The 25,884-nt window shown below is 61.8% G+C and carries 26 protein-coding genes, 2 tRNA genes and 1 pseudogene; 5 read left to right on the forward strand and 24 right to left on the reverse strand.

Annotated features, from left to right (window positions below; all coding sequences use genetic code 11):
• Nucleotides 1-185: 185 nt before the first annotated feature.
• Nucleotides 186-1,151 (forward strand): LysR family transcriptional regulator, encoded by a 966-nt coding sequence (locus LDN75_RS14940; RefSeq protein ID WP_223933079.1) that lies wholly within the window; start codon nucleotides 186-188, stop codon nucleotides 1,149-1,151.
• A gap of 50 nt (nucleotides 1,152-1,201) precedes the next feature.
• Entirely contained in the window at nucleotides 1,202-1,708 is a 507-nt protein-coding gene (locus LDN75_RS14945) for a DUF2004 domain-containing protein (RefSeq protein ID WP_223933081.1), read from the forward strand.
• 74 nt (nucleotides 1,709-1,782) lie between these two features.
• On the opposite strand, the pseudogene LDN75_RS14950 reads toward LDN75_RS14945, so the two are convergent.
• The 8 genes and pseudogenes from LDN75_RS14950 to LDN75_RS14985 all read right to left on the reverse strand — a co-directional run bounded on the left by LDN75_RS14950 (nucleotide 1,783) and on the right by LDN75_RS14985 (nucleotide 9,882).
• Nucleotides 1,783-3,451, reverse strand: a pseudogene (locus tag LDN75_RS14950) (hypothetical protein).
• 70 nt (nucleotides 3,452-3,521) lie between these two features.
• Nucleotides 3,522-4,490 (reverse strand): methylenetetrahydrofolate reductase, encoded by a 969-nt coding sequence (locus LDN75_RS14955; RefSeq protein ID WP_223933083.1) that lies wholly within the window; start codon nucleotides 4,488-4,490, stop codon nucleotides 3,522-3,524.
• Nucleotides 4,491-4,765: 275 nt separating this feature from the next.
• Complete coding sequence (locus tag LDN75_RS14960) at nucleotides 4,766-5,464, reverse strand: hypothetical protein (protein ID WP_223933085.1); 699 nt, start codon at nucleotides 5,462-5,464, stop codon at nucleotides 4,766-4,768.
• On the reverse strand, nucleotides 5,461-6,444 hold the full coding sequence (locus LDN75_RS14965; RefSeq protein WP_223933087.1) for a VWA domain-containing protein: 984 nt from the start codon (nucleotides 6,442-6,444) through the stop codon (nucleotides 5,461-5,463). Before LDN75_RS14965 ends, LDN75_RS14960 begins: the two co-directional genes overlap by 4 nt.
• Nucleotides 6,441-7,430 carry a VWA domain-containing protein gene (locus tag LDN75_RS14970; RefSeq protein WP_223933089.1) on the reverse strand — a complete coding sequence of 330 codons (990 nt, stop codon included), beginning with the start codon at nucleotides 7,428-7,430 and terminating at the stop codon, nucleotides 6,441-6,443. The genes LDN75_RS14965 and LDN75_RS14970 overlap by 4 nt, the downstream gene beginning before the upstream one ends.
• Nucleotides 7,421-7,891 carry a hypothetical protein gene (locus LDN75_RS14975; RefSeq protein WP_223933090.1) on the reverse strand — a complete coding sequence of 157 codons (471 nt, stop codon included), beginning with the start codon at nucleotides 7,889-7,891 and terminating at the stop codon, nucleotides 7,421-7,423. Before LDN75_RS14975 ends, LDN75_RS14970 begins: the two co-directional genes overlap by 10 nt.
• The gene (locus tag LDN75_RS14980) at nucleotides 7,881-8,843 is read right to left on the reverse strand and encodes a DUF58 domain-containing protein (RefSeq protein WP_223933092.1); all 963 of its coding nucleotides are present in this window, start codon (nucleotides 8,841-8,843) and stop codon (nucleotides 7,881-7,883) included. Before LDN75_RS14980 ends, LDN75_RS14975 begins: the two co-directional genes overlap by 11 nt.
• Before the next feature lie 10 nt (nucleotides 8,844-8,853).
• Nucleotides 8,854-9,882: an AAA family ATPase gene (locus tag LDN75_RS14985; protein ID WP_223933094.1), complete on the reverse strand. Its 1,029-nt coding sequence runs from the start codon at nucleotides 9,880-9,882 to the stop codon at nucleotides 8,854-8,856.
• 121 nt (nucleotides 9,883-10,003) lie between these two features.
• Here LDN75_RS14985 and LDN75_RS14990 point away from each other — a divergent pair, with 121 nt between their 5' ends.
• Nucleotides 10,004-10,237: a hypothetical protein gene (locus LDN75_RS14990; protein ID WP_223933096.1), complete on the forward strand. Its 234-nt coding sequence runs from the start codon at nucleotides 10,004-10,006 to the stop codon at nucleotides 10,235-10,237.
• Here LDN75_RS14990 and LDN75_RS14995 read toward each other — a convergent pair.
• The 5 genes from LDN75_RS14995 to LDN75_RS15015 all read right to left on the reverse strand — a co-directional run bounded on the left by LDN75_RS14995 (nucleotide 10,234) and on the right by LDN75_RS15015 (nucleotide 15,866).
• A complete protein-coding gene (locus LDN75_RS14995; RefSeq protein WP_223933098.1) occupies nucleotides 10,234-11,052 on the reverse strand; it encodes a carbohydrate ABC transporter permease in 819 nt (272 codons plus the stop codon). The two genes, LDN75_RS14990 and LDN75_RS14995, sit on opposite strands and share 4 nt — an antisense overlap.
• Entirely contained in the window at nucleotides 11,049-11,918 is an 870-nt protein-coding gene (locus LDN75_RS15000; RefSeq protein WP_223933100.1) for a sugar ABC transporter permease, read from the reverse strand. Before LDN75_RS15000 ends, LDN75_RS14995 begins: the two co-directional genes overlap by 4 nt.
• A gap of 24 nt (nucleotides 11,919-11,942) precedes the next feature.
• Nucleotides 11,943-13,286 (reverse strand): extracellular solute-binding protein, encoded by a 1,344-nt coding sequence (locus LDN75_RS15005; protein WP_223933102.1) that lies wholly within the window; start codon nucleotides 13,284-13,286, stop codon nucleotides 11,943-11,945.
• A 44-nt stretch (nucleotides 13,287-13,330) separates the two neighbouring features.
• Nucleotides 13,331-14,530: an ROK family transcriptional regulator gene (locus LDN75_RS15010; protein ID WP_223933104.1), complete on the reverse strand. Its 1,200-nt coding sequence runs from the start codon at nucleotides 14,528-14,530 to the stop codon at nucleotides 13,331-13,333.
• Nucleotides 14,531-14,735: 205 nt separating this feature from the next.
• Nucleotides 14,736-15,866: a methyltransferase gene (locus LDN75_RS15015; protein WP_223933106.1), complete on the reverse strand. Its 1,131-nt coding sequence runs from the start codon at nucleotides 15,864-15,866 to the stop codon at nucleotides 14,736-14,738.
• Nucleotides 15,867-16,113: 247 nt separating this feature from the next.
• On the opposite strand from LDN75_RS15015, the gene LDN75_RS15020 reads away from it, so the two are divergent.
• Nucleotides 16,114-16,491 carry a cupin domain-containing protein gene (locus tag LDN75_RS15020; protein WP_223933108.1) on the forward strand — a complete coding sequence of 126 codons (378 nt, stop codon included), beginning with the start codon at nucleotides 16,114-16,116 and terminating at the stop codon, nucleotides 16,489-16,491.
• A 92-nt stretch (nucleotides 16,492-16,583) separates the two neighbouring features.
• On the opposite strand, the gene LDN75_RS15025 is transcribed toward LDN75_RS15020, so the two are convergent.
• Nucleotides 16,584-16,656 (reverse strand) — tRNA-Ala (locus LDN75_RS15025).
• A 415-nt stretch (nucleotides 16,657-17,071) separates the two neighbouring features.
• Here LDN75_RS15025 and LDN75_RS15030 point away from each other — a divergent pair.
• On the forward strand, nucleotides 17,072-17,662 hold the full coding sequence (locus LDN75_RS15030) for a ScbR family autoregulator-binding transcription factor (protein WP_223933110.1): 591 nt from the start codon (nucleotides 17,072-17,074) through the stop codon (nucleotides 17,660-17,662).
• A 105-nt stretch (nucleotides 17,663-17,767) separates the two neighbouring features.
• Here LDN75_RS15030 and LDN75_RS15035 read toward each other — a convergent pair.
• From LDN75_RS15035 to rplU, 10 genes are all read right to left on the reverse strand, one after another.
• A tRNA-Ala gene (locus tag LDN75_RS15035) sits at nucleotides 17,768-17,840 on the reverse strand.
• 137 nt (nucleotides 17,841-17,977) lie between these two features.
• The gene (rsfS, locus tag LDN75_RS15040) at nucleotides 17,978-18,382 is read right to left on the reverse strand and encodes a ribosome silencing factor (protein WP_223933112.1); all 405 of its coding nucleotides are present in this window, start codon (nucleotides 18,380-18,382) and stop codon (nucleotides 17,978-17,980) included.
• Nucleotides 18,383-18,440: 58 nt separating this feature from the next.
• Nucleotides 18,441-19,619 (reverse strand): hypothetical protein, encoded by a 1,179-nt coding sequence (locus LDN75_RS15045; protein WP_223933114.1) that lies wholly within the window; start codon nucleotides 19,617-19,619, stop codon nucleotides 18,441-18,443.
• A 7-nt stretch (nucleotides 19,620-19,626) separates the two neighbouring features.
• Nucleotides 19,627-20,262: a nicotinate-nucleotide adenylyltransferase gene (gene nadD / locus LDN75_RS15050; RefSeq protein ID WP_263422398.1), complete on the reverse strand. Its 636-nt coding sequence runs from the start codon at nucleotides 20,260-20,262 to the stop codon at nucleotides 19,627-19,629.
• 55 nt (nucleotides 20,263-20,317) lie between these two features.
• Nucleotides 20,318-20,560: a hypothetical protein gene (locus LDN75_RS15055; protein WP_223933116.1), complete on the reverse strand. Its 243-nt coding sequence runs from the start codon at nucleotides 20,558-20,560 to the stop codon at nucleotides 20,318-20,320.
• A gap of 82 nt (nucleotides 20,561-20,642) precedes the next feature.
• Nucleotides 20,643-22,007, reverse strand: a complete 1,365-nt coding sequence (locus tag LDN75_RS15060) for a glutamate-5-semialdehyde dehydrogenase (RefSeq protein WP_223933118.1) — start codon at nucleotides 22,005-22,007, stop codon at nucleotides 20,643-20,645.
• Between the two features lie 26 nt (nucleotides 22,008-22,033).
• The gene (gene proB, locus LDN75_RS15065) at nucleotides 22,034-23,182 is read right to left on the reverse strand and encodes a glutamate 5-kinase (RefSeq protein ID WP_223933121.1); all 1,149 of its coding nucleotides are present in this window, start codon (nucleotides 23,180-23,182) and stop codon (nucleotides 22,034-22,036) included.
• On the reverse strand, nucleotides 23,172-24,758 hold the full coding sequence (gene obgE, locus LDN75_RS15070; RefSeq protein ID WP_223933122.1) for a GTPase ObgE: 1,587 nt from the start codon (nucleotides 24,756-24,758) through the stop codon (nucleotides 23,172-23,174). Before obgE ends, proB begins: the two co-directional genes overlap by 11 nt.
• Nucleotides 24,759-24,891: 133 nt before the next feature.
• Nucleotides 24,892-25,155: a 50S ribosomal protein L27 gene (gene rpmA, locus LDN75_RS15075; protein ID WP_223933123.1), complete on the reverse strand. Its 264-nt coding sequence runs from the start codon at nucleotides 25,153-25,155 to the stop codon at nucleotides 24,892-24,894.
• A gap of 59 nt (nucleotides 25,156-25,214) precedes the next feature.
• Nucleotides 25,215-25,523 (reverse strand): 50S ribosomal protein L21, encoded by a 309-nt coding sequence (gene rplU, locus LDN75_RS15080; RefSeq protein ID WP_207616561.1) that lies wholly within the window; start codon nucleotides 25,521-25,523, stop codon nucleotides 25,215-25,217.
• Nucleotides 25,524-25,884: the final 361 nt, after the last annotated feature.

Here is a 25,884-nt window from a genome sequence, read left to right on the forward strand (position 1 = left end):
CCACATTTAATCTCCAGCGTGTCGTCCGGTTCCGGCGTGTCGTGACACTTTGAAAATGTGGCGTGGCGAACACAAGCCCGACAGCCACATTTGCTGTTGGTCAAAGGCAGAGTACGGTTTCCCTGATGCTTCAAGGGAGACCACTCCCCTGTGTTGGCAGGAAGAAACGAGCAAAAGGACAGCTGATGGTCAACCTTCTCCATCTTCGGACCCTGTTGGAGGTCACCCGGCTGGGTTCCTTCGCCGCTGCAGCCGCGCAGCTCGGCTACACAGCGTCCGCCGTTTCCCAACAGATGGCCGCGCTGGAACGCGACACCGGCGTCGAACTCTTCCAGCGTTCAGCGAGGAGCGTGATTCCCACCGAGGCCGCCATCACCATGACCCGGCACGCGTCAAAGGTGCTTACCGACGTCGAAGCGCTGATGGCCGCCGCGTCAAGGACAAACGATGCACCCGCCCAGGAGTTGCGGCTAGGCATCTTCCCAAGCCTTGCCACGTACGTGCTGCCGGACATCCTGCGGAATGAACGATGGAACGGACTCGGCATAGAACTGCGTGTATCAGTCGCTGAGCCGGCACAGACCATCCAGGGGCTGCGCAGTGGCGGAGAATTGGACGTCGCCTTGGTGTACCAGGTGGGCCAGTCAGGATTGGCATGGCCGCATTCCCTGGAGCGCCAATGGATCGGCGATGACGACTTCCGCGTGGTGCTCCCGGCATCATGGAAGATCCGCGAGGACGCCGAAATCGAGGCGGCGCATCTGTCGGATATGCCGTGGATCGTGCACCACCCGGGCACCAGCGACGCCCTGGTGATTGAGCGGCTGTTCGCCAGCTGCAACCTGCACCCCCGGGTCGTGGCCTACAGCGACGACTTCCACGCGAGTTTGGAGATGACCGCAGCCGGTCTGGGCGCCTCGCTGGTACCGGAGCTTGCGCTGCGCAACCGGCCGCCCGGCGTCGTGGTCCTTGACGTTCCTGACATCCGGCTGGCGCGGAACGTGTTCGCGCTGCTCATCAATGAAAAGCGCACAGCGCAAGTGCAACTCTTCACGCAACTTCTTGCCGACACCCTCCGGGGCACGTCGGAAAAGAGCGGTTTGCATCCCCTGAAACAAGCGCCTGTCAAGGGTCCCCAGCGTCGAAGGTGAATTCTTCCCAATTGCTGGAACCCGCCGGATGTTGGGGTTAGATTGATCACATGGGCAAGGTAGCGAGCACACATTTTGGGGAGATCGAGCTCAATCACGGGCGTGAACATTGCTTCGTGACCAAACACGAACTCGGCGGCAATCAGCTTGAGCTGGACCTCAACGTCACGGCGCATGACCATTTCGACGAGGCCGCCATGCACAAGGTGGACTACCGCTTGCGCTTCCTGCCGGAGCTGGTTGACCAGGTCCGGGAGATGATCGCTGACGAACTGGACCAGGACGGCACCAATCCCCAGCAGTTCCTTCATTTCCACAGTTCCCAGCTCAAGGAAGAACAGCTCGAATCGGTATTCGGCGTCCGGGACAAGTCCCAGCTCACCAACGATGTCTTCCTCAAAGCCCTCAAGCTGGGTCATGTGGCCATCTACCCCGGCCAGCCCGAGCGCTATTTCGTCCTGGACTTCACCTTGGGCTCACACTTCACCGATGAGCTGCTGGTAGTGGCGGCGGACGAAGACGGAGTAGTGGATGACGAAATTCTTTGGGAATCGTGAAGGCTGAAGCTTAAACGCCCGACGGCGGCCGGTTACCTTTCGGTGACCGGCCGCCGTCGTCTGTGGAGGCTGACTTACTTGGCAGCTTCGGGCAGCGTGGCGCGAACTGTCTGGGTTGCCTTGACGAGGTTGCGCAGGGACTCTTCGGTCTCGGCGTAGCCACGGGTCTTCAGGCCGCAGTCCGGGTTGACCCAGAGCTGGCGGGACGGAACGTGCTTGACGGCGGCGGCCAGGAGTTCGGTGACTTCAGCTTCACCCGGAACACGCGGCGAGTGGATGTCGTAGACGCCCGGACCAACACCGCGGCCAAAGCCGTGGGACTCGAGGTCGTGGACGACCTCCATGCGGGAGGGTGCAGCTTCGATGGAGGTGACGTCTGCGTCGAGGCCGTCGATGGCATCGATGATCACGCCGAACTCCGAGTAGCAGAGGTGCGTGTGGATCTGCGTGGCGTCGGCAGCGCCGGCGGTCGCGAGGCGGAAGGAGTCAACGGACCACTTCAGGTAGGTCGTCGCGGCGGACACCTTCAGCAGTTGCACGGGAAGCAATCACGGCGGATGCTTCGTCGATGGCAGCCTTCGCGGACGCGGGGTCTGCCAGGTAGGAAGCGAGGGTCTTGACTTCCACTGCCTTCTGGTCGGAGAAAGCGAGCCAGCTGCGGAGCTGTTCGGAAAGGAGCGTCTCCTCGGCGACGTCGTGCGGGACGTGCTGGGTGGACGTGGAGGTGCTGACGGCGAGCTTGCCGACAGCAGCCTTCAGCTCGTCCAGCTTCGCGGCGGATACGGCGAGGTCGTTGCGCCAGATGTTGTGGCCGTCAACAACGCATGCAACCAAGGTCTTATTGCCGAGGCCGGCAAGGGCTGCTGCGGACGGAACTGCGCCCTTGAAGACGTCGATGTGCAGGGCATCGATGTTGGTGGCGGCAAGCGTCCCGAGCTGGCCATCGAGCGAACCATAGGGGGTGGAGACGAGGATCTGCGGACGCTTGGCGGCAGCGGTGAGGACTTCGTAGGCACGGGCAACGGCTGCTTCGATTTCGGCGGCGGGGGTGTCCTGGTCAACAACCAGCGCGGGCTCATCGAGCTGGACCCAGCTGGCGCCGGCGGCTGCAAGCTTCTCAAGCAGCTGCACGTAGACGGGAAGGATGTCCTCAAGGCGGGACAGCGGTGCGAAACCGGCGGGGGCGTCGTCCGATGCCTTGGAGAGCAGCAGGTAGGTGACCGGGCCGACGATGTAAGGGCGGGTCTCGATGCCGTTGGCCAGAGCAAAGGCAAACTCGTCAACCTTGGCGGTGGAGGCGAGGGTGAACTCCGTCTCCGGGCCGATTTCCGGAACGAGGTAGTGGTAGTTGGTGTCGAACCACTTGGTCATTTCCAGCGGCTGCTGTTCCTTGTTGCCGCGTGCCAAGGTGAAGTAGCCGTCGATGTCCAGCTGGCCCTCGGCGTTGAGGAGCTTGCCGAAGCGCGCCGGAATTGCGCCGAGGTGTGCAGTGGTGTCCAGCACCTGGTCGTAGTAGGAGAACGTGCCCGGTACAGCGGCAGCTTCGGTGAGGCCGAGTTCCTGCAGGCGCTTGGCGATGGTGAGCTGGATGTCCTTGGCTGCGGCGTCCAGGGCGGCGGCGTCGATCTTGCCGGCCCAGTAGGCTTCGACGGCCTTCTTCAGCTCGCGGCGACGGCCGATGCGCGGGTAGCCGAGCAGGGACGCTGCCGGGAACGGAGTGGCGGAGGTGTTGTTTTCAGGCATGGAGAAGCTCCTTGATGACGTGATGTTCTTGAAAATGGTGTCGCAGTGCCGAACGCGTCCGGCGACGGATTCAGCTGGCGAATTCCTGGCGACGGGCCGTGGGGACGGCGCGGCTGAGAGGCCTGGCAGGCCTTGGAAGCGCCAATTTGTCCAGCACGTCCAGCGCGTGGGCGTGCTCGTTGAAGGTGTACAAGTGGATGCCGGGTGCTCCGGCATCAAGTGCCGCGTTGGCGAGGTCCACCGTAGCGGCCACGCCGATCCTGCGGCGCTCTGCTTCAGTGTCCACGGCAGCGAGGCGCGCCATGAGTTCCACGGAAGGGTCGACGCCGGCCAGCTCGCCGAGGCGCTTAAGGCGCCGGAGGCTGGTCAGCGGCATGACGCCGGGGATGATCGGGATGGTGACCCCGGCCCGACGCGCACGTGCAACGAGGTCCGAGTATTCGTTTGCGTGGAAGAAGACTTGCGTGATCGCGAAGTCCGCGCCTAAACGCTGCTTGGCAAGGAGGACTTCGACGTCGTGGCCCACACTTGGCGATTCAGGGTGCTTTGTGGGGTACGCGGCAACTCCGACAGCGATCTTGCCAGCGCAAAGAAGTGCTGAACGGCGCTGCTCCACGCGGCGGATCAGTTCAATAAGGTCCTGGGCGTACCGGAGTGAGCCACTGGCGGGTTGGCTTCCGTCCTTGGGCAGGTCCCCGCGCAGTGCGAGGATGCCACGGACTCCGTGGTCCAGGAGTTCACCGATGATCTCCGCCAGTTCAACCGGCGTGTTGCCAACACACGTCAAGTGGGCCAGGGGCCGAAGCGTGGTTTCGAGCAGGAGGCGGTTGATGAGGTCAACTGCGGTGTCCCGGCTGGACCCACTTGCGCCGTACGTCACGGAGACGTAGTCCGGTTCGGTGGTTTCGAGTTCACGGATGGTGGTCCACAGGGTTTCTGCGGCGGCCGGAGTACGCGGGGGAAACAGTTCGTAGGAAAGTGCTACGGGGGCCGTTCCGGCGAGGTTGGGATGTACGTCAACAAGGCTTGGTGGCGACATTTGCGTCCTTGGCTGTTCGTCATCGAACGACACCCAATGGATCCAAGGAAACCATTGATTGCATGATCGATGAATTGAGTTTGGGATACACGAAAGAACTCCAGCAGGACGCAGCCGCGACTGGTACGCCTGAAATGAAGCTTTCCGTGTGCAAATGTCAGGCCCACATGGGGGCACTAGGTTGTGGGCAAGGATCGGTTCAACTCGACTACCGAATTAAGACGCAGTTTTACGATCCGTGACGAGGAAATTGCGAACTTTGTTCGTCGAATGGCTCACCAGGGCCTGTCTACGCCGGAGTTATTCGCGGGGCCGCGCAGGTACTCCTCACGTTGCTGCCCTTCCGCCCGCTCCCGTTGCGCCTCTTGCGCGGTCTCCCCCAGTTTTTGCAGTTGCTCGTGCTGTTGATCGGGCAGCGTACCCTTGGCCTGCACCTCGCCGCTTCCTTTGGAGTCCGCAGCTATCTTGGCTTTAAGCCGGTCGGTAGCCGAATCCAGGGCCCGCCCTTCCCCCGCCGAATTTCCGGGACCCTCTTCGCCACACTGAGCAGGCGAGGACTGGACGACGTCCAACGCGTCACGAAACAACGTAGCTGCCGTTGGCCTATTGCCTGCAGCCAAGGCAGCATCCCCCAGTTTCTCGACGCTCAGCACCAGGTTGACACGCACTTGGCATTCATCCTTGCCAGCGCCTGCATCCAACGCCGCCTCGAAGTCCTTCCGAGCCGCAGTGAAGTCGCCGGCCAGAACGTGGGCGTCGCCGGATGCGAAGTAGGCTTTGTGCGGCTCGATCAAGTTTGCCACCTGCAGCCAGGACGCGGCTCTGGCCGCACCGTCCGGATCGGCCGTGCCAAACGTATGTGCTGCATACCCTCCCAAGGCGCCCACACTCAGGAGTTTCAGTGCCACGGCGAGCGCCAGCAGGGCTGGCGGCATGGACCACAGGGCAAGAGACCGCAGCTGGACGGATCTCAACTTTGACCCCGCACTTCCCGTAGCGCCGTGAAATGCCGGAGGGGTTCATGAACGGCCAGCAGGAATCCGGCGAGCGCCAAGAGCCAGTAGAGTTCCACGCGGCCGGGTCCATCGTCCACTGTGGGCGTAAGGGCGCCGGGTTGGGCTTTGGCAAGCATGTCAGCCGTAGGTTCGTTCCCGCTTCGGTGGACGTACGGGGCATGGAGCTGAGCTGCGATGTTTTTCAGTTGTCCTTCATCGATTCTGGACACGGCGTCCTGGCTATTGCCGGCGTTCTTGTCCTTTAGGTACCCGCCTGCGGTGTCTGAAGGGTCTTTCATCCGGCCACCCTGCCCCGTGCCGTAACCCAGCACCGCTCCTCCACTTACGGTGTTCGCATCCACCGGCATCGGTGCTGGGTCTGCGGCCGCTGTGTTCTCGCCGTCGCCTGCGTAGAAGACCAACGCTGGACGCCCTGGATGCTGCTCCCTGGCAGCTTTGAGCCTGTCCTTGAGCAACGTTCCCGCGCCGGTAACGCTGCTGCCGTTGGCATACCGTGGGTTTTGCGGCTGCAGTGTGGTCATGGCTGTCTGCAGCGCTGTGGCGTCCTGGCTCAAAGGCATGCGGACGGTCGCTTTATTGTCGAAGGTGATGAGGGAAAACCTTGCTCCCGCCAGTTCCTTGGCAATAGCCATCACGTCGTTCGCGGCACCTGACAAGCGCGTCCCCGTGCCGTTGTAATCTTCTGCGGCCATGCTGGTGCTGGTATCGACGACGAAAAATACGTCAAGGTCCGCCACCGCGGTCCTCGCCTCACTGCCGGCCCATCCCGGACGCAGTGCGGCCAGGACCAGAAGCACGACGGCGGCACCCCGGAAGGCGGTAAACCGCACCCTCCTTTTGGTCTGGGGACTGCGAACGATCGCCCACACGGTGAAGGCGATGACTGCTATGCCTATGGCTGCAAGGAGTCCCCAGGGGATGATCGGAAGAATGGTCACGGGCTCAACCTCCATCCGAGTATCAGCATTACCACGCCTGCGAGCAGCGCGACCCCAAGCGGTAGCGCCGGAGAGTCGGCCACGGCAATCTGTGGAGCCGCCAGGTAGCTGATGGCTTCGGTTTCCTGCACTCGGTGGACGATTCCGGGCACTGCGTCGGGACTGTCCAGGGTGAAGTAGCTGCCACCAGTTCCTTCGGCAACCACCCTGAGTTGAGCGCCTGGCTGATCAGCTTGATCTCCGTAGTCGAAGTCGCCTGGGTTCAGCGCATACACCTTGACGTTCTTGCCCCGGGCCAACTCGCCGGCCTGCTGCAAGGTGAAGATGGGTTCACCGGAAAGGAAGTTGTCCGTCGCCAGCACAACAGACCGCGAGCGCTTGGCGTTCCCGGACCCGGACCCGGACTCAACGTCCGGGAAGCTTTGCACGCAGGATGCCAGGCCATCGCCAATCAGGGACGATCCTCCCCCATTCCATGTCCCGTCGAAGAAAGATCCTGCGCCGCTATCGAGGGCCTTCCGGGCTACCGTGAGCTGTTCGGCGGCGTAGTCGTAGTCGTCCGTCAGCGGGAACAGTTGGACACTGCTGCTATCGAAGATCACCATGCCGATGCGCTCGCCGTCGAATTCCCGGGCAAGTTGCTGGAACACGTTGGCGATGGCAGCATCCGTACTGGTCATGGATCCTGAAACGTCCAGGCAGAGGACGATGTCGCGGTTCCGGATTTCGGGCCGCTCCGTGGTGCGCTGCGCGGGTCTTGCCGCCGCTGTTGCTGTGGCCGTGAGGAATAACGCGCCCACGGCAACTGCCAGGACCAAAGTGGCCTTGTAGCGCCGTAGTGCGTGTTGGTACTCGGGAAGATGGGTGAGGCGCTCGCCGTGCGCCACGGGCCGGCCCATTTGCGGTCGACGGCGGATGAATTCTCTGGCGGCGATCACCAGTGCCAAGGCAGCGAGGGGAAGAATCCACCAGTAAGTCAGTTCCACGCTTGTACCACCTGGCGGGCAGTATTTGCGGAGTCCTGTACGGAATGTGCGGCCACGGGCGCGAATTCGTTGGGATAGATCGCGGCGATGCCCACGGCGAACTGATCCAGCCCGTTGAGGCGCAGTTCCTCAAGTGTCATGGAGGTGGCCGGAAGCCCTGTGGCTGCAACCGCGAATTCCCGCACGAGGAGGCTGAGTCGCTGGTGGGCGTCGCGTGCGGGGATGCGGCCGGCGTCGGCCTCTCTTTCGAGGGTATCTATTGCTGACAGGCACCTGGCCCGCAGCGGTTCCAGGTCGCGTGACGCCACGGGGGCGCCCGCCAGTGTCTGTGGCGTTGCTTTGCGGACTGGCCGCAGGATCCATCCGTACCAGCATGCTACGAGGAGCAGAAGTACCAGCCCCAGCCACAGCCACAACTGGTGGTATTGAAGAGGTGCGTAGAAGCCGGCGTCATTCTGCACGGTTGCCGCCCTGGGGGTTGCCTCTCGCGGACTGCACCAACCTGCCCTTTGCGGACCTCGCGCCCGAGCGGTGCTTCTCAAGGAGCGCGAACACCGCGGGCAGGACATCGCCTGTGGCGTGTACCGCCTGCTCGGCAATCCCAAGCTGGCGGAAGATGGTGCAGCGCTCCTCCCCGCGCTTGCGCATGGCGAGGGTATAGGCGGCACGAACCTCACTGTTCCCCGCCAAGGGCGCCGGGATCCGGTGCCCGTTCCCGACGTCGATGCTGGCTTCCTGCGTAGGCGCCGGGTACCCTGGTTCCCTGGCCAACTCGGCGTCGAGGATGGTCAGCCAAAGGACTTCGTGCCGTGCCCGCAGGCGCCGGAGCAGCGTTTGCGTGTGAGCGTCGGGCATTAACTCATCGGCGAGCACCACAATGAGCAGGCGGCCCTTCAAGAACCTCAGCGCGTAGTGGAGTTGCTCGGTGATTGCGCTCGCCGGTCCGTCCAGGGAAATGCCCGCATCAATTTCCCGGAGCAGCCGCTCCAAGTGCTCTTCACCGCTCTGGGGCGGGACGTAGCGGGAGGTGACGGCCGAGCCGTGCAGGAGTCCGACGTCGTCCCCGTGCGTGCTTGCGAGGTAGCCCAGCACGCCGGCAGCATCAATGGCAATGTCCTTTTTGGATTCACCGGAGGCAGCGTGGGCTGCCATGTTCCGTCCTGTGTCCACGAGCAGCAGCACCGAATGACGGCGTACGGCCACATAGCGTTTGACCAGCGGCGATCCATGGCGGGCCGTGGCTTTCCAATCAATGTCCCTGACTTCGTCGCCGGGGACGTACGAGCGCAATTCGTCGAAGTCGAGGCTGCGGCCCTTGAAGACAGAACCGTATTCGCCTTCCAGCAGGCTGAGGGTCCTACGATGGGCGAAGATGAACATCTTCGACTTCACGCGTCTGAGGAGGCTCGGCACGGGGCTCCCCCTACGGCGTTTGCACGGACGCGAGCACTGCATCAATGATGGTTTCCACGGGAACACCTTCAACCACGGCGTCGAAGCCCAGCACTATTCTGTGGCGCAGGATCCTGTGGGCCAGTTTCTTGACGTCCTCCGGGATGACGTGGTCCCGCCCATTGAGCAGTGCCAACGCCCTGGCTGCCTGGCTGAAGGCAATACTGGCCCGGGGGCTTGCGCCAAATTCGATGAGGTCCGCCAACCGGGGTTCCAGGTACTGGGAGGCATGACGCGTCACATAGGCCAAGCCAACGATGTACCTGATGATGGCGGGATCAAGGTAAATCCTCTTCACGAGTTCCTGGACCTGGACCACGTCATCACGTGACGCGGCGGCCGGGGGCTTCTGCGCTGCCCGAAACACTCCGGCGTCAATCCTCCGGATGACCTCGGCTTCCTCCGCCGGACTGGGATAGTCCAGGACGTCCTTGAGCATGAAGCGATCCATCTGTGCTTCCGGAAGGCGGTAGGTCCCTTCCTGCTCAATCGGGTTTTGAGTTGCCAGCACAAGGAAAGGCTCAGGCAGAGGATAGGACTCGCCGCCGATGGACGTCTGCCGTTCCTGCATCGCTTCCAGCATGGCGCTCTGCGTTTTGGCACTGGAGCGGTTGATTTCATCGAGCAACACTATGTTGGCGTGAACAGGACCGAGTTGGGTGATGAAGGTGCCTTTGGCCGCGTCAAAGATCTGGGTGCCTGCGATATCGCTCGGCAACAAGTCCGGAGTGCATTGGATTCGGCGAAAATCGGCACTCACCGATTCCGCGAGTGCCTGGGCCGCCGTGGTCTTGGCCAGGCCCGGAACGCTCTCCAAAAGGACATGTCCGCCGGTCAGGAGGCCGATCACCAGCGTCTCCTGCAGCCTGGACTGGCCAACCACCTTAATCTCGAAGCTGGAGATAATGCTGCCAACGAGCTGCTGGGCACGGGCCAGCTCCGGTGCCTCGATTCCGGTGTCCCGTGCCTCGATTCCCGTTGCGGCTGTGTTCTGAAGCACTCGTGGTCCCCTCGCTGGCGTCAATCATTGAGGCAGGCAGCCCGTCGTACCGCACCAGGACCTGCATCGGAGACTCTATCCAAGCCTCCCCTGAACACCGTGGCAATGGGGAGCCCTCCCCATGTGGACTTCTGAGGTCTATTCTTTTGCCATGCATCAGCTACCAGCCCGCTACGAGCAGTATCTCAACGGCCAAAGCCAGCGCGTCATCGACGCCGTTCGTCCAGTTCTGCTGCAGTCCGCGGCAGACCAGAGGCACGGGGTCCGGATTACCTACAACACGGGGCCCACCGGACACCAGGCTCATCTGGACGAGTCGATACCCTACGGCGAAATAGTCGAGGACATCGACTAACCCTTCACCGAGCCGGATAACGCGAAGGAGCTGCCTACGCTCCGGGATACCAGCACGTACAGCAACAGCACCGGCACTGAGTACAGGATGGAAAACGCCGCGAGCTGTCCGTAAGCTATGGCACCATGCTGGCCAAAGAAGCTGAAGATGGACACCGCGGCTGGTTGCTTGGCCGTGGAGAGCAACAGGATGAAGGGAACGAAGAAGTTTCCCCATGCCTGTATGAAGACGAAGATGAACACCACGCCCAAGCCATGCCTCATGAGAGGCAGCACCACCGCGCGCAAGGCCGCCATGCTTGAGGCACCGTCCATCCATGCCGCCTCCTCCAGTTCCAAGGGAACGGAGTCCATGAAGTTCTTCATCATCCAGATGGCCATCGGCAGGGTGGTTGTTGCCATGAAGAAAATGGTTGCCACCATGGAATCGAGCAACTGAAGCTGGACGAACAACCCATAGACGGGCACCATAATGGCCGTCACCGGCAACGACGTCCCGAACAGCACGGAGTACATGAACGGCTTGTTGAACCTCGATTGGTAGCGGGACAACGGATACGCAGCAAGGACAGCTGCCACCAGGTTGACGGCCGCTGTTCCCGCTGAAAGAAGGAAACTGTTGGCCAGGGGCTGGAACAACAGCTCCGGCGTGAACACCGCGCCAAAATTCTCCATCGATGGCGCCGACGGCAGCGCGGTCTGATAGCCGGCCTGAGGATCGACGGCGGCCAGCAGCAACCACAGCAGAGGCGCCACGAAGCAGAACCCGATCACGGCCAAAGCGATATCTGCCGCAAGCCGCAGCCTGGACGTCACGGCCTCTGGTCCCTGAGCAGGCGCACATACACTGCGCCGAAGACCACTCCCAACAAAATCAGTACCGAAGCAACCGCAGTGCCGTAGCCAATATCCCCAAATTTGAAGGCCTCCTGATAGGCCAACACCGGCAAGGTAGTGCTCGCATTGGCCGGACCGCCAGCCGTCATCACCCAAATAAGGGTGAACACGGCCAACGTCTGAAGGGTGATCAGCATCAAGTTAGTGGCAATGCTGCTCCTGATCATGGGCAATGTGATGAATGCCAGACGCTGCCAGCCATGCGCCCCATCCATCAGGGCAGCCTCCGAGATATCGTGTGGCACATCCGCGAGGGCAGCCCTGTACACGAGCATGGAAAACGCCGTTCCGCGCCAAGTGTTCGCCAGGATGATCGCGACCAGTGGGAACGTGTACAGCCAGTCCAGCCCCTGCCCGCCAAAGAAGGCCAGCATCTGGTTCAGCGTGCCGTCCCGGTTGAAGTAGGCGTAAGCGGCGAACGCAGCCACGATCTCCGGGAGTACCCAGGCCGCCACAACCGCCGTTCCCACCCACGAAGAAACTGCCTTTCGCGAGTGCGTCATGAGCAGCGCGATGAGCAGGCCGAGCACGTTCTGGCCGAGCACAGCCGATGCCGCGACGAAAACTACGGTCAGCCAAGCAGCCAGCGGAAACGCGTCATCACTGAACATCCGGACATAGTTGTCCAGCCCCACCCAGTGCGGATCCCGGGCTGCCCGGCCTGAGAGTGCGGCATCCGTGAACGACGCGTAGAAGGACCAGGCAACCGGGGCCAGGAGGAAGAACAGGAGCAGGAGAACGGACGGAACAACCGGCAGCAGCCGCAGGTAGCGGCGAATCGTCATTTCCCAGCTGTCATTTCTCTGATGTCATCTCTCCAGGACCTTGTCATCGCCAACAAGTTTGCGAACCGTGGCGTCATACTCCGCCGCGGCGTCCTCGGGGCTTTGCTTTCCAGTGATGACAGACTCGGTGGCTACCTGGACCGCCGTCGAGATCCTTGGGTAATCTGCGGTAGCCGGGCGGTAGTGCGTCACCTTCACCAACTCTGACACGTCCTTCACGAAAGGATTCGCAGCAAGGTAGCTCGATTCCGATGCGACGTCGGTGCGCACCGCTATCTGTGAGTTGTTGATGTCAAAGGCCAAGGCATTCTTCTTGTTCAGCGCGGTGGTGAGGAACTTGAACGCAAGCTCGGCGTTTTTGCTCTTCGCACCGACGGCCAGGGTCCAGCCACCGGACATGCTGACGCCGCCAGGTTCCTGTCCGTTCCTGGTGGGGAACATGGCTACACCCATGTCCTGCTCGTAGCCTGCCCACTCATAGGGGCCGCCTTTTTGCCAGAACGACGGCGAATAGGAGCCTTCCACCGTTGCCGCCAGTTTGCCCTGCGGGAACCACTCGCCAAAGACCTTCTTCCAAACATTGGCATCGAGGGCTTCAGCCGGGCTCGCTGCGAGCTTTTCGTCATAGAGGGTCTTCAGGAAGGCCAGCGAGTCAGTGAAACCCTGGGAGCCGACCACCCATTTCTTTTCCTTTTCGTCGTAGAGCGTGCTGTCGGTCCCGTAGAGGAGTTCGTAGAAGCTCTGCATGACAGTGCCCTCGCCCGTGCCCTTGCCCGCGTACATGTTGAAGGGAATCACGGTGGGGTCCGAGGCTTTAATGGCACGTGCCGTGGACAGGATGTCTTCCCACGTTTTCGGCTGCCACGGAACGGAAATTCCGGCCTTCTTCAGCACCGCTTTGTTGTACCAGATGGCACGCGTGTCCGTGCCGACCGGCACCGCGTAAATACCTCCGTCATCAGCCCGGCCCGCTGCTTTGGCGGCTTCGTTGAACGTGGACCAGTCGTCCCACTTTTGAAGATAGCTGTCCAGCTTGAGGAGGTACCCGGCGTCGACGTCCGAACGCACCTTGAACGTGTCCTCGTAGAAGACGTCCGGCGCGGTATCCGGCGAGCGCTGGGCCAGCGCAAGTTTGGTGCCATAATCGTCGTCGTTGGCTTGTATCGGTTCGAGGTTGACCGTCACCGAAGAGTTGGCCGCCTCGAATTCCTTTTTGGCGTCCTGCATCACGGCGTCCAGGGCTGTGAAGGAGTCGGATTTCTGGTAGACGATCTTCAGGGTCTTGTTCGCGGCAGTTGGAGGCGTCGAGGAACAAGCGGCTGCAGCGAGAAGAGCGGCTACGACGGGCAGGACAGTGGCAAACCTCATGGGGCGGCGCATTTTGCTCCAATCGAGTCAACGTGGCTGAGTAGTTAGCCCTCAAGCAGTAGCCGTTGGGCGCGTGGTGCCAGCGTGTGCTCCAGGACGAGGCACGCCGCACCAATAGCGCCGACATCCTCGCCCACCCCGGAACCCACAACTTCTATGCCGTGGATCATGCGGGCCGCACTGTTCTCAGCGATCAGGCCCGGAACACGCTCCAGGAAGTACTTGGACATGCGTCCCCAGAAAGGACCGCCGAAAACAACTCGTTCGACATCAAGGGTGTTGGTCACTACCGAGACGGCACGGGCCACGAGCGTCGCGGACTTGTCAAGGATGGCAATGGCTTTTTCGTCGCCAGCATCGGCTTTGTCGCACAACAGTGCGTATCGTTCCTGTACCTGGGGCCCATCCGCGTCCTCGCCATGGCTGTCCAACACACCGGCCGCCTCGGCCTCTGCGACCAGGACCTGGGGAATACACGAGGACTTCACGCAGCCACGGAGCCCACAGTCACACTGCGGACCCGTTGGATCAACGATGATATGTCCGATTTCGCCGGCGTTCCCGGACGTCCCACGGACCACTTCATCATTCAGGACAATGCCGCAGCCTATACCGGTGCCCATATACATGAAGACGAAACTGCCCGCACCACTGGCCCCGCCAGCCCAGGTTTCGGCCACCGCGGCACTGGTGACGTCCTTGTCCACGAGAGTCTCCAGGCCGGTCGCCTCCGTAAGGGCCTCCCTGATGCGCACGCGGTTCCACCGAGTCAACAGCGGGGGCTCCACAACGGAACCTTCATCGAGGTCGATCGGGCCCGGGACGGCTACGCCGAGCCCCGCGATCTTGGATGCATCCACGCCCGATTCCTCAATAAGGACCTTGATCTGCTGGGCGATGCTCGTGATCACAGCGGCAGGATCGCCCCCGGGAGTAGCCATCCGCGAATGCCTGACGACGTCGCCGAGGAGGTCCAGGACAACGAAAGTGATGACTGCAGGGTCAAGGTGGACACCCACGGCATACATGCCCGATGGGTTGAGCCGAAGGATGGTTCGAGGCTTGCCTGGGCCAGTGCCCTCTTTGCCTGCCTCCACAATCAAGTGCTGGTCAAGCAGGCGACGGGAAATATTGGAGATGGTCTGAGGCGACAGTCCCACAATCTGGGCGAGTTCCACACGGCTGAGCCCACCCGACGACCGCCGGATCGCCTCCAGAATGACAGTCAGATTAAAGTCACCCATGCGGGGTAGATTCGTTCCGCGCCTCGGTGTGGGCTGCCGGATCTCAGTCACTGATTCCCCTAGTCATTCGGAAAAAACATCATCGTACTTCGTCTTTGTCTGAATCGTACGATACCCACGCTCACACGGGTATGCGCACACGCACGCACCGGGGTCAGGGCTTGGTAACGATGACACTAAATTCTATGTGAGAGCGACGGGCCGCTCATCCACGACGACTCCGCGTCACCGTGAACTTCGGGTTCCGGCCTTCCTCCACCGTGGGACCTATGAGGCGCTCGAGGGCAGGCCGGTATTGCAGATGGCTGTTGTACACCGTCCACAGCTCACCGCCGGGAGCGAGGACGCGCGCGGCCGCTTGGAACATCTTCAGGGCAGCGCCGGCATGCACGCTGGCTCCAAGGTGGAATGGTGGATTCAGCAGGACAAGATCCGCACTTCGCGCATCGAGTGTGGACATGGCGTCGTCGTGGATTACGGAAATCCGGTCACCCAGCCCATTGGCAGCTGCCGTGGCCACGGTGGATGCCACAGCCGCCGCGGACTGATCAGTGGCCACCACGCTCGCTTTCGGCTGGTGCCGTGCAAACATCGTGGCAAGAATGCCGGTCCCACAGCCCAGATCCACGACGCGTCGCGCTTCCGGCATACGGTCCAGGAAGGTCAAGAGGTAGCGGGTTCCGATGTCAAGGCGCGCACCTGAAAAAGCAGCACCGTGAGCGCAGACCGTGATTCCCAGTTCCGGCAACTGCTCCACCACCGGGTAGGGAGGGGTGGCGGAAACTGGTTTGGGATTGCTTGCCACCAGCACCCTGGACTTCTGGCGCGCAAGCTGCGGTTGTACAGAGGAGAAATAGCGGTCAAGGACCCCATTCATGCCCAGGGACATGTGCTTAATGCGACCCCCTGCGAGCAGCACCGCATCAGGCGCAGCGTAGCGGGCAACGGCGTCGGCGTTTTCCTCCAGCTCCGCCAGCGATTTCGGCAACTGCATCAACACCAGGTTCGCGCCCGCCAAGTGCTCCGCACCCAATTCGTGGGCGCTGAACAGGCCCTGCAGGCCAGCTGCCTCCGCGTTGCGCTGGAGCGCAAGCCTTCCGGTGTAGAGGTCTTGGTTGACGCGGACATTCCCGACGTCGGCCGCCACCAAAGCACCCAGCGTCAGAGCACCGTACCGGTCGCCAATGACGGCCACCCGCGTTTCCGGTCGGAGATAATCCGCGGCGGTCTCAAGCAGGAGACGGTCTGTGGCGTCGTATGCCTGGAGGTTCTCCGCTTCAACATCAGGAAGCCGGCTGAGCGTGCCGAACAGTGATTCCAGCTCCTGTGCGGTCACTATGCTGTTCTCGCTTTCTTGTCAGTCATACGGAAGTGGTACCCAAACCCGTAAGAAATTCGTTCGCTTTAGTGTCTCGACTTCATGGTGCCTTCGGAGGAATGTGGATGATGCAGCACGCCAAGCACCTGTTGACGCATCGGATGGTGAACCCATACCGTGACCGCGGCAGGCATCGGTCCCGCCCAACCGACGAGCCAGGCCCCGGGACCGCACTTTAACCGGCTCCCTTCCCTGAGAGCAAACCATGAGTGTCAATGTTGTCACGCAACTCCAAGTGAAATCACACAACTCCCCCGACGAAACGCGCAAACCGGACAAGACAACGGTTGAGGTAGTGACCGTCGGCGACTACACAATCGGCCGGACCACCTTTGAACCCGGCTGGACCTGGGACGACTGCATCAAACCCGTCGTGGGAACTGACTCCTGCCAATTGAGCCATGTAGGCTTCTGCGTCTCCGGTGCCCTTGAGGTGGAAACCAACGACGGTGGAAAGGTCAACATTTCCGGCGGTGATTCGTACTCGATCCCACCGGGACACCATGCCCGCGTAGTAGGAGATCAGCCATTCCAAGGCATCGAGTTCCTGAGTGCAGCCGAATTTGGCGTCCGCCCGGAATAGGAATCCGCCACGGGAGAACAAAGCTGGACCGCAATACTGGCTGTCAAAGCAAAAGACCCCGCTCGCCTGAGCGGGGTCTTTCTTATCCGAAGTGGAGCTGAGGGGACTCGAACCCCTGACCCCCTGCATGCCATGCAGGTGCGCTACCAGCTGCGCCACAGCCCCGGATCTTGTTGATTTCAGGAGGAAGATTTCCCTTCCCGCCGAAGCAACTCGTCAATACTAACCACAATCCACCAAGAAGCGAAATCGCTGAAGCGTGATCCCCATCACTGGGATCGGCGGGCGTTCCTGTCCGATGGGGCTAGGTTGACCCAGCCGATTCTCGCAACCGTTCACCGCAGCCGGGGTGCGCTGGATCGCTCCACCGCACCTCCCCCCCAATCGGCTGCGGGAGTCCCGCCCGGCCTAGGCCGGTGCGACTCCACCTGAAGTCTAGGATCAGTCAGCCAATAAACCAAACCGTTCAGTCGGTTTCTTCGCACTTTGATTTATCCGCGGTGGTAGCGTTGTGGAGTCTCGACGGCGGCTGTTGCTGCCACCCCACCTTCGGAACAACGGAAAGGTTCCCCCACCACACATGCAGCAACGTGCGAAACACACCCGCCTTTCCGTCATTGAAGGTGCCGCCCATGTCTTCGCAGAAGTTGGGTACGGCAATGCAAGCCTGAGCGACATCACCAAACGCGCCGGGGTAACCAAGGGGGCACTGTACTTCCATTTCACGTCCAAGCGGGACTTGGCCTTGGCCGTCATCGAGGAACAGCATGCGCTGGTTCTCGCTGCGGGTGCAGGCATCGTGGGCTCAAGCACGCCTGCCCTGGACAAGATCATTGGGCTATGCAGGATGTTCGGCCGGCAGTTGCTTGATGAAGCGATTGTCCAAGGCGGAATTCGTCTCACTTTCGAAGCATCCGCATTTGATGCCGATATTTCGGGCCCCTACCAGGACTGGATAGAAACAGTGGACCAACTGCTCCGCCAAGCCCAAGCCGAGGGAACTGTCCGGCCCACGCTGGAGCCCGCCGCCTTTGCCCGGTATCTGGTCGCCTCCTTCACCGGAGTCCAGATGGTGTCCAACGTCCTGACAGCCCGCTCCGACGTTCTTCGCCGCATTGACGAGATGTGGGAATTCATGCTGCCGGCAATCGAACCGCCCGCTGCCAGCTAGGGCGAAACAGCAAACCCGCAGAGCGTAGAGGCATACAAAGGCGCAGCAACACAAAAGAGGCCCTGCTTTTCTTCACGTTCACGAAGAAAGGCAGAACCTCAAGGGTGGAGCTGAGGGGACTCGAACCCCTGACCCCCTGCATGCCATGCAGGTGCGCTACCAGCTGCGCCACAGCCCCATATTTTTGCTGCTTGACGACTAACTTTTCAAGTGGGCCAGCCAACTTTTCAGCTATCCTCGCCGAAGCAACTCAAATATCTTAGAACAGCGTTTCCGAAAATTCCAAATCGGGCATATTCGGATGCCGGACCAGGTCTAGCGCTCGGAGTCCGCTGCCGGGGCTGCCTTGGCCGAGGCATCATCCCCCAATTCGAGGTCAACTACCGGGCAGTCCTTCCAAAGGCGCTCCAGGGCGTAGAAAACGCGGTCCTCTGCGTGCTGGACGTGGATGACGATGTCCGCGTAGTCCAAGAGAACCCAACGGCCTTCAGAACGGCCTTCACGGCGCACCGGGCGAAGGTCCTGCTTCAGCAGCTCTTCCTCGATGCCATCAACGATGGCGTTGACCTGGCGCTCAGTGGGCGCAGAGGCGATCAGGAAGACGTCAGTCAGGGCGAGCCGTTCGCTGACGTCAAGGGCAATGATGTCCTCAGCGAGCTTGTCAGCCGCCGCACGGGCGGCGTGACGGGCGAGGGTGATGGATTGTTCATGTGCAGACACGGAGACTCCTTGTTGTGGCCGTTGGCCTGTAAATGGCGTTAGCCGGGTTCTAGCGGAACTAGCCGCTGGTAATCATGATGATGCCGACGATGAGCGCGACAACACCCAACGCCAGGACGCCGAACTGCAGCAACCTGTTGCGCTGGGCCCGCGCCAGGCCAGCCGTATTGGCGTCCAGGGGGTCCAGCCCATAGGCTGCGGTGGCAGAAACCGGCGGACGCTGTGTTTCTTCAAGCTGTTCGCCGACGGCGGCAGGCCGCTTCCGGGCGTTCCTTGCCACAGCCTCGGCACGGGCGAGAACACCCGAACGGCCACGCGTGCCCTTTCCGTTCGCCGGTGCTTTGCCGGCATCCGGAGTGGGACCCGACGAGGTCACGAGAGGCACGAAAGTGGTGCTGGGGCGCTTCATGACCGGACGTTCAATGCCCGGCACCTTGACGAACTCCAGCGGCGTGACCATGGCGAGATTGTTGGCGGTCGACGGGCCGGCCGAGTCCGCAGGAGACTTCTTCCCCTCAGCAGCACCCTTTACAGCAGCCGGAACCTTGGCTTCGGCTTGGTTCTGCTCGGCAAGCCTCTGCTTGGCGGCGGCGCGCTTATTCAACACCGCAGCACGCTCTGCAAGGGCAATCTGCTGGGCGAGGACTTCAGGATCGACTGCCAGTGGATCCTGCTCGGCAATGTGCTCAAGCTTGGCGGTCTGATTCTGGACTTGGGCTGCGATCAGCTCACGAACCGCAAGTGCCTGCTCCACGGACATTTCAGATTCTGCGGTTCCAGCGCTGGCTGCCGAATCGTCGTCGGAACCCTCAGCGGCCGCATCAGGCGCAGCCTGGGCATCCACGGATTTACCGGCCGGCTTATCGGCTGGTTTTCCGCCAGGCATGGGAACGATGGGATTGGCAGACGTCGCTACTTCGGCTTGGAGTTGCTGCAGGCGAAGCTGGCGCCGCGTGGGCGGACCACCGCCCGAGAGTTGCTCTTCCTTGTCTGCCAGCTCCTTGATGGTACGCAACGCTGCACGGTCGCGGGCGCGGATCTGGGAGGACCTCTCCTGCGCAGCAGAGCCCACGGCGTCTACCGGAGCATCCGCCACCCGACGGTTCCGGCCAGTTCCAGCATTTTCCGCGCCTGCCGCCTGGGTTGTTGCAGCATCCGCCTGCGGCTCTTGGTTCTCTTCCCGGGCGCGGCGAAGCTCACGCCTGCTGCGGATGGGTCGCTGTTCCTGGCTGCTCATTCAAAACTCATTCAGTACGTGCTTGGTCGTCTGATCCGGATAGTGCGGGGGCCAGCTCCCCTGTCCCGGGTTGCGCGGTTCCAGAGTGCGCGGCGTACAAACCATACTTGGCGATGTACTGCACCACGCCATCCGGCACCAGGTACCAGACAGGGTTCCCGGCGCCCACGCGTGTTCGACAATCCGTGGAGGAGATTGCCATAGCTGGAACTTCCAGCAGGCTGACGTCCTCCCTGCCCATGCCGTCCAATTCATGGCCAGGACGGGTTACTCCGACGAAATGCGCCAAAGACCAGAGTTCGTCAACGTCCTTCCAGGACAGAATCTGGGCCAAGGCATCAGCGCCCGTGATGAAGAACAGATCAGCGTCTGGTCGCTGAGCCCGGAGGTCGCGCAGGGTGTCGATGGTGTAGGTGGGTCCAGGGCGGTCAACATCAACCCGGCTCACCGTGAACCTCGGGTTTGACGCCGTCGCGATCACGGTCATCAAGTAGCGATGCTCGGGCTTGCTGACCTGCTTGCTGGACTTCTGCCACGGCTGGCCAGTGGGCACGAAAACCACTTCGTCGAGATCGAACTTGGCGGCAACCTCACTTGCAGCCACAAGGTGGCCGTGATGGATGGGATCAAAAGTTCCACCCATCACGCCCAGCCGGAGCCTGCGCTCCGACTTCCCGCGCGGTGTTGCGGCGATAATGTTAGTGGCCCGGCTTGTGGGTGTGCTTGTTCGGGTGCTGGCGGTGCGGATCCGAGTGCTCTTCCACAGCCTCGTGACGGTTGCCAAGGTTGGTGTAGGAGAGGGCAACGAACATCAAGACCAGCAAGAGGGCAAACATGCTGACTCCGAAGACCCACGGCTCGGCCCAGAGCGGGGCGGCCTCTTCGTGGGCGCCGCCTTCTGTTTGGGCTGCAATGGACGTGGCGATCTGCTGAAACAGCATCTTCTCCCCTAGTTGGTTCTCAAGGATTTTCGACGGCGGGACTCCCCGCCGCTCCGGACTTCTGTTCTATGTTACCGCGTAGCTAGCCGCGGACCTGGCCTTCGCCCTGGACGATCCACTTGGTGGTGGTGAGCTCCGTCAGGCCCATGGGCCCACGGGCGTGCAGCTTTTGCGTGGAAATGCCCACTTCTGCACCGAGGCCGAGCTCGCCGCCGTCGGTAAAACGTGTGGAGGCGTTGACGATGACCGCCGCTGAGTCGATCTCGGCGATGAACTTCTCCGCGTTCGACAGATTGTTCGTCAGGATCGCTTCGGTATGTCCGGTGGTCCACTTGCGGATGTGCTTCACGGCATCATCCAGGTTGTCCACCATGGCCACGGCGAGGTCCAGGTCCATATACTCAGTGGCCCAATCGTCGTCGTCGGCCGGAACGGTTTCAACGTCCTTGCCCAAGGCCGCAGCGATCCTGTCATCGACGTGAAGGGTGACTCCGGCAGAGCGAAGGGCTGCCGCAACAGCAGGCAGCACGGTGGAACCCGAGTGGACCAGGAGGGTCTCCACAGTGTTGCATACGCTGGGACGCTGGGTCTTGGCATTCAAGAGGATGTCCACGGCCATCTCTTCATTCGCCGATTCGTCGATGAAGATATGGACGTTCCCCTCACCTGTTTCAATGACGGGCACCGAAGAGTTGGTTACTACAGTCTGGATGAGGTCGCGTCCACCGCGGGGAATCAGGACATCAACCCGGCCACGGGCACGCATGAGGACGTTGGCGCCCTCGCGGCCGTACTGGTCCACGGTCTGCACAGCATCGGCAGGCAGGCCCACAGAGTCCAGGGCTTCCCGAAGGATCTGCACCAAGGCCTCGTTGGTGTTCGCTGCGGCGGAACCACCTCGCAGGATGACGGCGTTACCGCTCTTAAGCGCGAGTCCGGCAATATCCACCGTGACATTGGGGCGCGCTTCATAAATAGCGGCAACAACGCCCATGGGGACGTTGACCTGGCGCAGGCGCAGGCCGTTGGGCAGCGTCTGCCCGCGGACCACGTTGCCTACGGGGTCCGGCAACCCGGCCAGGTTTTCCAAAGCTGCAACCAGCCCATCGATGCGGGCGGGAGTGAGGGTCAGCCGGTCAAGGAGCGCGGCAGATGTCCCGTTGGCACGCCCTGCGGCAACATCCTTGGCGTTTGCTTCCAGCACGTGCTTTTGCCGTTCCTGCAGGGCGGCACCAATAGCCCGCAGGGCGCGGTCCTTCCACGCACGGTTGGCTTGTCCCATGCGGCGGGCGGCCTTGCGGGAGCGGTCGGCAATGGCGTGAACAGCAGCCTGGACATCTTCCGGCGACAACGGAGCGCCACCTGCCACAGGGCTCTCCGGCGTTTGGCCGGCGGAACCGGAAACGTCGGAAATCACAGGGGCGTCAGGGGTCAGCGCTTCAGTCATGCTCCAAGTTTAGATGAGCGCGCAGCCTAAAGGAGCACGAGGTCGTCAACATGAACAACTTCGCGGTCGTAGCCGCGGCCCATCGCCTGCCCGAGTTCCTGGGTGGAACGTCCCAGCATGCGGGGCAACTCCTCCGAGGAATAGTTCACCAGCCCACGGGCAACCACGGTTCCATCCAATGCCACCATTTCAACGGGGTCGCCGGCTTCGAAGTCTCCGGATACATCCGATATCCCCGCGGGCAGGAGTGACCTATGCCGATCGCGCACTGCCTTCACCGCGCCGTCGTCGAGCATCAAGCGTCCGTGAACCGTTGCCAGGTGAGCCAGCCATAGGAGCCGGACGGGCTTGCGGCTGCCGTTGACGGCAAACCACGTTCCTACGTCCTGGCCCGCCAATGCAGCAGCAGCATTGGCAGTTGACGTCACCAGCGCGTGGATCCCTGATCCGGCAGCTATGGACGCCGCTTCCACTTTGGTCATCATGCCGCCAGTACCTACGCCGGCTTTGCCTGCCTTGCCAATGGTCACGTCCTCAAGGTCCTGCGGACCACGAACCAAGGGGATGCGCTTGGCTCCGTGGGCGGGTGGACCGTCGTACAGGGCATCGACGTCCGAGAGCAGCACCAGTGCGTCCGCGCGCACCAGGTGTGCCACCAAGGCTGCGAGGCGGTCGTTGTCCCCAAAACGGATCTCATGGGTGGCCACGGTGTCGTTCTCATTGACGACGGGAACGACACCAAGGTTCAGCAAGCGATCCAGGGCGCGGAAAGCATTGGTGTGCTGCGTCCGGCGCATGAGGTCGTCAGCTGTCAGCAGGACCTGGCTGACCGTGACGCCGTGCGCGCTGAAAGCTTGCGTATAGCGCGCCATCAACAGGCCCTGCCCCACGCTTGCCGCAGCCTGCTGGGTAGCGAGATCTTTCGGGCGCTTGGCAAGTCCCAGCGGTGCAAGACCTGCCGCGATGGCACCCGAAGAAACCAGGATGATTTCAGTACCGGCATTTCGCTTGTCCGCCAGCGCGTTAACCAACGACGTCAGCGATTTCTCGGAAATGCCACCCTTGATACTGGTCAGCGAGGACGAGCCCACTTTGACAACAATCCTCTTGGCGGTGGCCAGGGCCTGGCGCTCAAGAACCTCTGCGTCCGGAATTTCGACAGTCCTAGTCGTCATCACCGGTATCCAGGTGGCCTTCCGTTACGGGCTGGGCACGACGACGGCTGACGGACTCAGTCCAGATGCCCGCCTTGCGCTCGGCTTCGAGTTCAGCACGGGCGGCAGCCTTCGCTTCCCGGCGCTCAAGCTGTTCATCGCGCTTCTGTGAGCGAGTGGGACGGTCGCCGATGTCCGCGACGCGGATGTCGGTACCACGGGGAGTCGCCAGGAGCTCGGCGCCTGCCATCATGGTGGGCTCCCAGTCGAAGACCACGCCATCGTCCTCGCCGATAACCACCGTATCGCCGGGCTTGGCTCCAACCTTGAAGAGCTCCGTCTCGACGCCAAGCTTGGCCAGGCGATCAGCCAGGTAGCCGATGGCTTCCTCGTTGGTGAAGTCGGTCTGCTTGACCCAGCGGACAGGCTTCTCGCCCAACACGCGGAACAGCGGCTCGAGGTTCTTTTCCTCGCGGCGGATCCGGAATCCGCTCTCGTTGACGGCGCGCGGACGAAGGATGGGCGGGGCAACCTTGGGAGGGGCAATCTCTACGGCATCCCGTGCAGCCTTGACGATTTCCGCCATCGCGAAGCCAAGCTGGCGCAGGCCCTCATGGCTTGTTGCCGAAACTTCGAACACACGGTAGCCGCGTGATTCGAGTTCCGGACGAACGAACTCTGCCATGTCCTTGCCATCCGGAAGATCCACTTTGTTCAGGACAACAAGCTTGGGACGCTCGTTCAACGGCACTACTTCGCCGTCTACGCCGGCGTAGCTCATGTCCACGGCGTACTTGTCCAGTTCCGCCTCAATGATGGCGAGATCGGAGAGTGGATCACGGTCCGATTCCAGGGTTCCGCAGTCCAGGACGTGAACCAGGGCCGCGCAGCGCTCAACGTGGCGAAGGAAGTTGTGGCCAAGGCCCTTGCCCTCGCTGGCGCCTTCGATCAGGCCGGGCACATCGGCGATGGTGAAACGGATCTCGCCGGCCTGGACCACGCCAAGGTTGGGAATGAGCGTGGTAAAGGGGTAGTCGGCAATCTTGGGCCGGGCAGCGGACATGGCCGCAATGAGGCTGGATTTTCCAGCGGAGGGGAATCCCACCAACGCGATATCTGCGATGGACTTCAGCTCCAGGACGATGTCGCTGGATTCGCCTTCAATGCCCAGAAGCGCGAAACCGGGCGCACGCCGCTTCTGGGAGGAAAGTGAGGCGTTGCCCAGGCCTCCCTGGCCTCCTGCGGCGGCAACATACTCCGCACCTTCGCCCACGAGGTCGGCGAGGACCTCGCCATCCTTCGTCTTCACCACGGTGCCGTCCGGCACGGGGAGGATCAAGGTTTCGCCGTTCTTACCGCCTCGCCAATCGCCCATGCCCGGGCCACCGTTGGTGGCGTGGCGGTGCGGGGCGTGGTGGTAGTCAAGCAAGGTGGTGGTCTGCGCCGACACCCGGAGGATAACGTCTCCGCCGTTGCCACCATTGCCGCCGTCGGGTCCACCGAGAGGCTTGAACTTTTCCCGCTTGACAGAGACACAGCCGTGGCCGCCGGTTCCGCCGGATACGTGCAGGACTACCCGGTCTACAAAGCTCGCCACGTGAATCTCCTCTTGCTGTTGCCAGCGCTGTTGCATAAACCAGAGCGCCATGGGCGCCCTAATCGATTGTAATGCGGTTAAAAGAACGGTGGAGCGGGCCGTTTGGCCCGCTCCACCGGTTCAGAACTTGTTGTTACTCTGCAGCTGCAGCAGCAACGATGTTCACTACGCGACGTCCGCGGCGAGTACCAAACTCAACCGCACCGGCCTCGAGTGCGAACAGGGTGTCGTCGCCACCGCGGCCGACGCCTGCACCGGGGTGGAAGTGGGTTCCACGCTGGCGAACGATGATCTCGCCTGCGGAAACTGCCTGGCCACCGAAACGCTTGACGCCGAGGCGCTGTGCGTTGGAGTCACGACCGTTGCGAGTGGAGCTCGCGCCTTTTTTGTGTGCCATGTGAAATGCCTGCCTCTAAATTTCTGGGGAAACTGAAAATCTGAACAGAGTAACGAAAGTTACTTGATGCTCGTGATCTTGATCTTGGTCAGTTCCTGACGGTGACCCTGGCGCTTCTTGTAGCCGGTCTTGTTCTTGAACTTCTGGATGACGATCTTGGGACCGCGAAGGTCCTCAAGGATCTCAGCCGTGACCTTGACCTTGGCCAGGTCCGCGGCAGCGGACGTGACCTTGTCGCCGTCAACCAGGAGCAAGGCGGGCAGCTCAAGCGTGCTGCCGGCTCCACCGGGGACGCGGTTCAGCGTTACGTAGTCTCCAACGGAAACTTTTTCTTGGCGGCCGCCTGCGCGGACAATCGCGTACACCACTTGGGTACTCACTTCTCTCGACGTTTCTTACTAAATTTGCGTGCGGAACCTTGAACCGGAATCAGGCTTGGTTCGCGCTGTGCCTCAACGCCGTGGACTTCAGATCGAAGCCCGCGAGTCATCCCATGAACAATTCCAAGGGGCATAACCCAAGTGTTGGCGTAAGCACCGAAGATCAAGATTACGCTAGTTTGACCTTCAGCTGCAAATGAGGCCGGGTCCGGAGGCTATCGGGTGACTTGCATCACCAGTTGTAACGGACTCTCCCGGCACCGTGCCCATACAGCCTACAGGGTTTGGGCGGAAATACTGCGATTTGGCCGGCGACGCGCGGGAGTTTTCGTGGATTGGCCACGCAAAA

Origin of the sequence: Arthrobacter sp. StoSoilB5 (genome assembly GCF_019977235.1) — a bacterium.
Lineage (GTDB): Bacteria > Actinomycetota > Actinomycetes > Actinomycetales > Micrococcaceae > Arthrobacter.

Bases quoted from the DNA above. Each gene is read 5' to 3' on its own strand.
- LDN75_RS14945 (WP_223933081.1), top strand. From the start codon at position 1,202: ATGGGCAAGGTAGCGAGCACACATTTTGGGGAGATCGAGCTCAATCAC.
- nadD (WP_263422398.1), bottom strand. From the start codon at position 20,262: ATGGGTGGAACTTTTGATCCCATCCATCACGGCCACCTTGTGGCTGCA.
- LDN75_RS14955 (WP_223933083.1), bottom strand. From the start codon at position 4,490: ATGTCGCCACCAAGCCTTGTTGACGTACATCCCAACCTCGCCGGAACG.
- LDN75_RS15045 (WP_223933114.1), bottom strand. From the start codon at position 19,619: ATGAGCAGCCAGGAACAGCGACCCATCCGCAGCAGGCGTGAGCTTCGC.
- LDN75_RS14940 (WP_223933079.1), top strand. From the start codon at position 186: ATGGTCAACCTTCTCCATCTTCGGACCCTGTTGGAGGTCACCCGGCTG.
- LDN75_RS15010 (WP_223933104.1), bottom strand. From the start codon at position 14,530: ATGGGTGACTTTAATCTGACTGTCATTCTGGAGGCGATCCGGCGGTCG.
- LDN75_RS15055 (WP_223933116.1), bottom strand. From the start codon at position 20,560: ATGCTGTTTCAGCAGATCGCCACGTCCATTGCAGCCCAAACAGAAGGC.
- LDN75_RS15060 (WP_223933118.1), bottom strand. From the start codon at position 22,007: ATGACTGAAGCGCTGACCCCTGACGCCCCTGTGATTTCCGACGTTTCC.
- rpmA (WP_223933123.1), bottom strand. From the start codon at position 25,155: ATGGCACACAAAAAAGGCGCGAGCTCCACTCGCAACGGTCGTGACTCC.
- LDN75_RS14990 (WP_223933096.1), top strand. From the start codon at position 10,004: ATGTGGACTTCTGAGGTCTATTCTTTTGCCATGCATCAGCTACCAGCC.
- LDN75_RS15005 (WP_223933102.1), bottom strand. From the start codon at position 13,286: ATGAGGTTTGCCACTGTCCTGCCCGTCGTAGCCGCTCTTCTCGCTGCA.
- LDN75_RS15030 (WP_223933110.1), top strand. From the start codon at position 17,072: ATGCAGCAACGTGCGAAACACACCCGCCTTTCCGTCATTGAAGGTGCC.
- LDN75_RS15020 (WP_223933108.1), top strand. From the start codon at position 16,114: ATGAGTGTCAATGTTGTCACGCAACTCCAAGTGAAATCACACAACTCC.
- proB (WP_223933121.1), bottom strand. From the start codon at position 23,182: ATGACGACTAGGACTGTCGAAATTCCGGACGCAGAGGTTCTTGAGCGC.
- LDN75_RS15000 (WP_223933100.1), bottom strand. From the start codon at position 11,918: ATGACGATTCGCCGCTACCTGCGGCTGCTGCCGGTTGTTCCGTCCGTT.